At 52.9% G+C, this 6,862-nt stretch carries 4 protein-coding genes; 1 reads left to right on the top strand and 3 read right to left on the bottom strand.

Annotated elements, in window-relative coordinates:
- From parC to ACTHUT_RS12100, 3 genes are all read right to left on the bottom strand, one after another.
- On the bottom strand, nucleotides 1–2,131 hold a 2,131-nt coding region (gene parC / locus ACTHUT_RS12110; RefSeq protein ID WP_440418833.1), incomplete at its 3' end, for a DNA topoisomerase IV subunit A.
- Between the two features lie 208 nt (nucleotides 2,132–2,339).
- Nucleotides 2,340–3,662, bottom strand: a complete 1,323-nt coding sequence (locus ACTHUT_RS12105) for an MFS transporter (RefSeq protein ID WP_440376891.1) — start codon at nucleotides 3,660–3,662, stop codon at nucleotides 2,340–2,342.
- Between the two features lie 197 nt (nucleotides 3,663–3,859).
- Nucleotides 3,860–4,903: a LacI family DNA-binding transcriptional regulator gene (locus ACTHUT_RS12100; RefSeq protein WP_440386044.1), complete on the bottom strand. Its 1,044-nt coding sequence runs from the start codon at nucleotides 4,901–4,903 to the stop codon at nucleotides 3,860–3,862.
- A 257-nt stretch (nucleotides 4,904–5,160) separates the two neighbouring features.
- On the opposite strand from ACTHUT_RS12100, the gene pgi reads away from it, so the two are divergent.
- Nucleotides 5,161–6,801, top strand: coding sequence for a glucose-6-phosphate isomerase (pgi, locus tag ACTHUT_RS12095; protein WP_440386043.1), 1,641 nt, complete (start codon nucleotides 5,161–5,163; stop codon nucleotides 6,799–6,801).
- The last annotated feature ends 61 nt before the right edge of the window (nucleotides 6,802–6,862 follow it).

Raw genomic sequence — 6,862 nt, 5'->3', positions numbered from 1 at the left:
CGTCGGTCAGCGACATCAACTGCAAACCGCGCCCTTTGGGCATGACTTTGAGTTCGCCGATGGAAAACGCCAAGAGGCGGTGGTCGCTGCTGGCCAGTACGATTTTGCAGTCGGGATTGATGAGCGAAGAAGCATAGACGGCAACCGGAGGCAGGACGGTTTCACTGCTATCCACGGTCATCACTACTTTGCCCGCTTTCACGCGTCCGACCATATCGGCCAACTTGGCGATGAAGCCGTAGCCGCCGCTGCCTGAGAGCAGGTAGTGCTGTTCGGGCTGACCGGTAAGCATAGCGACGGGTTTTGCGCCGTTTTGCAGCTCGATTAACGATGAAACCGGCACGCCGTCGCCGCGTCCGCCGGGGATTTCGGCGGCATCGAGCGTGTAGGTTCTACCCAATGAATCGAGAATGACGACGGGCAAAACGGTTCGGCCTTCGAGGGTTTGTTTGAGGCGGTCGCCTTCTTTGAATGCAGTTTGGCTCAAATCGAGGTTGTGTCCGGCACGGCTGCGTATCCAGCCTTTTTCCGACAGAATCAGCGTGATGGGTTCGTCGGCGGTGGTTTGCGTCAACACGGCGCGTCCGGCTTCTTCCACCAGCGTGCGGCGCGCATCGCCAAACTGCTTCATGTCCGCCTGCATCTCTTTGATAATCAGCTTGCGTTTTTCGTTTTCGTCGCCCAAAAGGATATTCAGACGGCCTTGTTCCTCACGCAATTCGTTCAATTCTTTTTCGAGTTTGAAACCTTCCAAACGCGCCAACTGACGCAGGCGGATTTCCAAAATGTCTTCGGCTTGGATTTCGGTCAGCCCGAACGCCGCCATCAAATCGGCTTTCGGGTCGTCTGATTCGCGGATGACTTTAATCACTTCGTCGATGTGCAGAAAGACTTTCAGACGGCCTTCAAGGATGTGCAGCCGTTTTTCCACTTGGTTCAAACGGAATTTCAGACGGCGTGTTACGGTCACGACGCGGAAATCCAGCCATTCCTGCAAAATCGTTTTCAGGTTTTTCTGCGCGGGACGGTTGTCCAGCCCCATCATCACCAAGTTCATGGACACATTGCCTTCCAGCGAAGTCTGCGCCATCAGCGTGTTGATGAAGGTATCCGTATCGATGCGGCTGGATTTCGGCTCGAACACCAAACGCACGGGATGTTCGCCGTCGGACTCATCGCGCACACGGTCGATTAAATCCAGCATCAGCTTTTTAGTATTGAGCTGGTCTTGGTTGAGCTGCTTTTTACCCGCTTTCGGTTTCGGGTTGGTTTGCTCTTCGATTTCGGCAAGGATTTTGGCGGAATTGGTGTTAGGCGGCAGCTCGGTCACAATCACGCGCCATTGTCCGCGCGCCAGCTTCTCGATTTCGTAACGCGCACGCACGCGCACGCTGCCTTTGCCGGTTTCGTAAATCCGGCGCAATTCGTCCGCCGGCGTGATGATTTGACCGCCGCCGGCAAAATCGGGCGCGGGAATGTACTGCATCAGGTCGGCGGTTTCCAGCGTCGGCTTTTTCAACAGCGCAATCGCCGCCTGCGTGACTTCGTTCAAATTGTGTGACGGAATTTCGGTCGCCATGCCCACTGCAATGCCTGACGCGCCGTTGAGCAAGACCATAGGCAGACGTGCTGGCAGGTGCAGCGGTTCGTCAAACGCACCGTCGTAGTTCGGCACGAAATCCACCGTCCCCTGATTGATTTCGGACAACAGCAATTCCGCAATCGGCGTCAGCCGCGCTTCGGTGTAACGCATCGCCGCCGCCCCGTCGCCGTCGCGCGAACCGAAGTTGCCGATGCCGTCGATTAAGGGGTAGCGCAAGGTAAAATCCTGCGCCATACGCACCATCGCTTCATAGGCGGAACTGTCGCCGTGCGGATGGTATTTACCCAAAATTTCGCCGACCACGCGCGCCGACTTCACCGGCTTCGCGCCCGCCGTCAAACCCATATCGCGCATGGCAAACAAAATACGCCGTTGTACAGGTTTCTGGCCGTCTGAAACTTCAGGCAGCGCGCGGCCTTTGACCACGCTCATGGCGTATTCGAGATAGGCGCGTTCGGCGTACTGACCTAACAGCAGGTAGTCTTCGCCGATAGGAGATGGACTTGGAGCGGAAATGTGTTCTGTCATCAGGATGGTAAAACGAAATCAATTAAAGAAGGATATTGTAAAGCAAAATCGGCAGTCATAGCCAATTTGAGTGATGAACGGTAGTGCAGCAACAATAAGGCTTACCGAATCAAGTTGGCAAATATGATTTGTTTCGACCAAAAAGGCCGTCTGAAACCCTTTCATGTTTCAGACGGCCTTTTTATTTTGGTTTTAAATCAAAACTTCGTTATTCTGCAGTAGCCGGTTTGGCCGCAGTTTTAATGGTTAAGGTCAATGCAGCGGCAATAGCCAGGGAAACACCTGCAAAAGTCATCGCGTTGGCAGGGTTTGAACCCAAGAAGGTTTTGTACACCCAGCCGAAAGATACGGTTTCAATCAGCATAGGAATCACAATCATCATGTTCACAATACCCATGTACACGCCGTAACGTTCTTTAGGGATAGAGCCGACCACAATCATAAACGGCACGCCCATCATACTTGCCCAACCGACACCGAAACCAATCATCGGCGCAAACATCAGGTATTTGTTGCCGATGTGCGGAATGGTGAGCAAGGCCAGCGCGGCAAGGGTTACGGCAAAGGCGTGAACATATTTGGCGGCGTATTTGCGCGCCATCCACATCAGGCCGAAGGCGGAGATAAAGGTTACCACGTTGTAGAAACCGTTTACCAGGCCGGTCCATGCAACCGCTTGGCTATACGCTTCGGTATTTTCAACGGTCGAGTCCCAGACGGATTGGACGATACTGTGGGAAATATATTGCCAGTAGATGAAGAGCGCGTACCATTGGAAGAGATACACCAAGGCCAGCTGCCACAGGGCAGTCGGCATTTCGCGCACGGCAACGACAATATCTTTAACAGCATGGGCCGGACCGCTCGGCTGGGCTTTAATGGCCGCCATTTCTTCAGGGCTGGGCTCGCGTTCGGCCGTTGATAAAACGGTAACCAAAACCGAACCGATGGAGCAGACCGCACCAATATAAAACGAACCGAATACCCAATACGGAATGCCCGCTTCGGAAGTTTGTTGCAACCAGCCGATTTGTTGAAAGATATAGAGGGAAACGTTGGCCAGGGTAATGCCCAAGCCGGTAAACACAGACTGCATCAAGAAACCGGTGGATTGCTGGTGTTCAGGAACGGTATCGGCAATAAAGGCACGGAAAGGTTCCATTGCCGTGTTGTTGCTGATGTCCAAGAGCCACAGCAGCAATACGGCCACCCACAAGGCGGTAACGTGCGGATAAATAAAGAGGCAGAGGCTGCAACCGATGGCGCCGATCAAGAAATACGGACGGCGGCGGCCTAATCCCGGCACCCAAGTGCGGTCACTCATCGCACCAATCATCGGCTGCACCAGCAAACCGGTAATCGGACCTGCCATATTCAAAATTGGCAACTGGCTCGGGTCGGCATGAAGAAAGCTGAAAATCGGATTAATCGCAGTTTGCTGCAACCCGAAGCTATATTGAATACCGAAGAAACCGAAGTTCATCAGCATAATCTGGCGAAGTGTCATCGCCACTTGTGGGGAGATTTTCATAGGAAGGCTACTCCTGGGTAATAAACTATGGAAACAACAAACTCCAATTTCAGCGGTATGACGCTTTTATTGTATTTGGGCTGCCCTTTTTACTGAGGCAACTCCGTTTTCAGACGGCCTTTATTTTGACCGTTTACATGATTCTTATTTTGATGTGTGTTTGTGTTGTTTAAAGCTTATTTTCAGGCCGTCTGAAACTATTTATTAATCACAGACTGACGCCAGATGGTTTCCCCAACGACCTTGACTGGCTGAACCGAGCCGGTCGGGTGTTCAATGTATTGAAACAGCAAATCCGCCGCCATCGCGCCCATACGCAGATAAGGCAGCTCGGTACTGGTCAACGGCGGAAACAGCATCTCCGCAATCGCGCTGTGGTTATCATAGCCGGCAACCGAAACTTGCTCGGGAACCCGCACACCGCGCGTCCTCAAAATCCCGTACACGCGCACGGCCATTTCATCGTTGCCGCAGCAAATTACCGTCGGCGGAAGCGGCAAAGACAACAGTTTCAAAATAGCCGAAATCAAAGATCCGCTGTCATTGCTGAAGTCAGGATAACCAGTTTGCACCAAATCAGGATCGAAGACAATATCCGCATCCGCCAAAGCACGGCGGTATCCGGCCAATCTCAATCTCGTCGCTTCCACGCCCGGCTGCAAAGTCACATAAGCAATCCGTTTGTGTCCGCTTTGGATAACCCGGTGCACCAAGCCATACTGCCCTGCTTCGTCATCCGGCAAAACCGACGGTGTACCTGCCAAATCAAAACAGTTGACCAACACCATCGGACAACGGTTGGGCACTTCCGGCAGCAATACTTCCTGATGGAAACCTGCCACATATAAAATCCCCTCGGCACGATGCTCCATAAAGGTACGAATCAGCGGCTCCATCTGACCGGGCTGACCCGGCTTGTTGTCGATGTCGGCAATCATCAAAATCTTGCCTTGTGCACGAATCTGCTGCTGAATGCCCTTAATCAAGAACATATCCGGTATACCGTGCCCGCCCGTATTCTCGCCTGTCCGCGAAATGGCGCCGGTAATCAGACCGACCAATCCGGAACGGTGTGACCGCATAATCCGCGCCGCAGAAGACGGGATATAGCCCAAAGCAGCAATCGCTGTTTCTACTTTGGAACGGGTTTTATCACTGACCGACGCATCGCCGTTAATCACCCGGCTGACCGTCTTGGGAGATACCCCGGCATAAGCAGCGACATCATAAATTGTAGCCATCTTACGGACCCGTCCCGACAAGATTTCAATAATGTTACATAGGATAACACAGCAGACATCGGTGTCATACCCCCTTTTTTACAGAAACTTGATGATAATCAACCGTTTCTATTGCATTTTGCATACATTCCTTAAACAAAACCACCCCCGCCATCTCCCAAAACCTGTTCAAATTTGTTAAACTACAAGCCACTACAAAAAAGCAGGAAATACCTATCTATCCTGCTTATTTTACCGTTACATACTAAGGAAACGAGATGACCGCATACTCAGACGCATGGCAGGCCTTGGAAGCCCATCATGCCGCTACTCAACACGTTACCCTGCGCGAACGCTTCGCCGCAGATGCCGAACGTTTCAACAATATGCACGAAATTCTGCACGGCTTGTTATTTGATTACAGCAAAAACCGTCTGGATGAAAATACCCTTGATTTATTGTGCCAACTGGCCGAAGCAGCCGATTTGCCACAATATATGCAGGCCATGAGCAGCGGCGAAAAAATCAACACCAGCGAACACCGCGCCGTCCTCCACACCGCCCTACGCCTACCTGCCAATGCCAAACCTGTTTACGTCGACGGCGAAAACATCGTGTCCAAAGTTCATCACGAACTCAACCGCACCCTCGAATTCGCACGCCAACTTTTAGACGGCACCCACGCAGGCATTACCGGCAAACCCATTACCGATTTGGTTCACATCGGCATCGGCGGCTCCGATTTAGGCCCGCGCATGGCCACACAGGCGCTGCAGCCTTATTGGCAAAACATCCGCGTCCACTTTGTCAGCAACTCCGATGATGCCGACCTGACCCAAACCCTTCTCGGCCTCAACCCCGAAACCACCGTATTCAGCATTGCCAGTAAATCATTCCGCACACCGGAAACCCTGCTCAATGCCTATGCGGCGCGTACTTGGTACCGTGATGCAGGTTTGCCTGATTCCGGCATCTACCGCCACTTCTGCGCCATTTCCGCCGATGTGGCCGCAGCCCAAAACTTCGGTATCTCCCCCGACAAAGTTTTCGCCATGTCCGACTGGGTCGGCGGCCGCTATTCCGTCTGGTCGCCCATCGGCCTGCCACTGATGGTTGCCGTCGGCGAAAAAGCGTTCCGCAAAATGCTGGCTGGCGCACACGCGATGGATACCCATTTCTTCGAAACGCCATTCCGCCGCAATATTCCCGTCCTGATGGCACTCATCAACGTTTGGTACAACAACTTCCAACATTCAGACGGCCAAACCGTTGTCCCATACAGCCACAACATGCGCCTCTTTACCCCATGGCTCAACCAACTCGATATGGAAAGCCTCGGCAAACAGCGTACTTCAGACGGCCAACCCGTTTCCTGCACCACCGGCGGCATTGTCTTTGGTGATGAAGGCGTCAACTGCCAACATGCCTACTTCCAGCTTCTGCACCAAGGTACGCGTCTGATTCCCGTTGATTTCATCGTCCCCATGACCACAATCTACGGCAACCACCGCCAACACCGCTTTACCGTTGCCAACGCCTTCGCCCAAGCCGAAGCGCTGATGAAAGGCAAAACCTTAGACGAAGTGCAAATCGAATTGGCCGCCCTACCCCAAGACGAACGCGACCGCCTTGCACCGCAAAAAGAATTCCCCGGCAACCGTCCGAGCAACAGCCTGCTCATCGACAGCCTGACGCCTTTCAACCTCGGCATGCTGATGGCTGCTTACGAACATCGTACTTTCGTTCAAGGCGTGATTTGGCGTATCAACCCCTTCGACCAATGGGGCGTGGAATACGGTAAAGAGCTGGCCAAAACCATCGAACCCGAACTCGAACGCGGCACGCCTGCACACGACAGCTCCACCAACGGTCTGATCGCCTTCTACCGCAACTGCAACGCAAGATCGAAGGCCGTCTGAAAATAAAATGCCCGTAAGACAAGCATATCTGCCTGTCTTACGGGCATTTCAAAACCTAATC

This window comes from Neisseria sp. P0022.S010, from assembly GCF_051956635.1.
This window is presented reverse-complemented; position numbering and strand designations above follow the sequence as displayed.

Excerpts from the sequence above, each read along its gene's own strand:
- ACTHUT_RS12105 (WP_440376891.1), bottom strand. The coding sequence starts at position 3,662 with ATGAAAATCTCCCCACAAGTGGCGATGACACTTCGCCAGATTATGCTG.
- pgi (WP_440386043.1), top strand. The coding sequence starts at position 5,161 with ATGACCGCATACTCAGACGCATGGCAGGCCTTGGAAGCCCATCATGCC.
- ACTHUT_RS12100 (WP_440386044.1), bottom strand. The coding sequence starts at position 4,903 with ATGGCTACAATTTATGATGTCGCTGCTTATGCCGGGGTATCTCCCAAG.